The organism is Haloferax profundi, assembly GCF_001469865.1.
Lineage (GTDB): Archaea > Halobacteriota > Halobacteria > Halobacteriales > Haloferacaceae > Haloferax > Haloferax profundi.
In genome coordinates, this window is sequence record NZ_LOPV01000633.1 from 1 (window position 1) to 1,521 (window position 1,521).

At 58.8% G+C, this 1,521-nt stretch carries 1 protein-coding gene and 1 pseudogene; one reads left to right on the forward strand and one right to left on the reverse strand.

The genetic code is table 11. From position 1 onward, the window contains the following. Nucleotides 1-525 (forward strand): annotated as a pseudogene (locus tag AUR66_RS22335) (DNA-binding protein); the annotation flags it as partial. Between the two features lie 157 nt (nucleotides 526-682). On the opposite strand, the gene AUR66_RS18170 reads toward AUR66_RS22335, so the two are convergent. Then, the coding region (locus AUR66_RS18170; RefSeq protein ID WP_058573555.1) for a sensor histidine kinase at nucleotides 683-1,521 on the reverse strand (839 nt) is incomplete at its 5' end.

Here is a 1,521-nt window from a genome sequence, read left to right on the forward strand (position 1 = left end):
TGTGTGAATCGGTGGGCCGACCCCGATGAGGCAGACCCGCGTGAGCAACTGACGGTGGAACAGCTAGGTGAAGTGAACCGGGAGGCAGCGCGATTACAGACGAAACTCAATGGATGGACGCGGTCGGCGATTAGCCGAAGATTGGCCGAAGAGGTCGCAGATGGGAAGTCGATGATGAGTGCGGTGGTTGGTGTGTTCGAAGAGTTGCAGCAGGCACCGGGACGGGTGATTCCGATTGCGGCGGTCAGTGAGGTCAGTCGTCGAGAAGTATCCATCTCTGGAACGGTGACCCAGCTCTGGGAGTCGTCGAATAGCGCGATTCAGCAGGTGGGACTCATCGAGGACGAGACTGGGAGAACAAAGTTCACTGTCTGGACGAAATCGGACCAATCGGTTGTGAGAGAAGGCGAGCGTGTGACGATGCGGAACGTCGCGAAGAGTTGGTACGGTGGGCGTGTTTCAGTTGCTGCGACGGGATGGTCGGAACTCTCGTTCCCAGAGCGCGAGGCGTGGTGGGCTGAGTAGACGTCGCAAGTGGCTGTTTTCTTTTTGTGACCCCACTCTCCCGGCCCCACCTCCCCACCCACCGCTACGTGCTCGCGCCGGCGACGTCGTCGCCGCCGACGCTGTGCGCGCAGCCACGACCGAATCCGCGCAAAAACGAGGTGACAGAGCTGTGTCTTCACCAGAACAGCGTGGTCGGTGGTTGCACCACATCCGAAACTGCCTGCTCAGGCGCGATGGCTGGCAGGGACATTGTTGCTTCTGTGCCCGCTGTGTCGGACCGAGCCTGAATCTGGAACGACCCACCGTACCTGGTGACAACCCAGTTGACTAGCCAAAGCCCGAGACCGGTCCCATGATTCAGCGGCGTCTCCCGACCCGTAGCGATGACGTCCGTTTCCATCTCGTCGATTCCCGGCCCGTCGTCCACCACCGAGAGTTCTATCCACTCGTCAGTTTCCTGCACTTCGATGCCGACCCAGGGCTGCGACGCAGAATTGTGCAGAAGCGCATTCTCGACGAGTTCAGATACCGCCGTGTGGAGTTCAGACCCTGCACATATCGCCAGGTTAGTATCGGTATTCACATCAATGGTCGATTCTGGGACTTTGTTTTGCTGCTCGGCGACCACCTCGGCCAGCAGTTCGTCGAGGTGAATCCGTTTGGGTGTCCGCTCATGCCGGGCCAATTCTTCTAGCTCTTGGGCCTGCTCGCTCAACTCGAGCAACCCTGTGGCAGCGTCGTGGATCTGTTCGATGTGGTTCGTCTGGCTGTCGGTCGAGGCCGTTCGGGCCAGATCTGCATAGCCGAGAACGATGTTCATATCGTTCCGGAGGTTGTGCCGGAGCACTCGATCGAGCAGGCTAATCAACTGCTCGGTCCGCTTACGCTCGGTGACGTCACTCTGGAACCCTAGATAGTGCGTCACCTCTCCTGAATCGTCTTCGATGGGGTCGATACGGAGTTTGTTCCAGAACGGTGTCTCGTTGGCTCGATAATTGAGAACCTCGACCATGA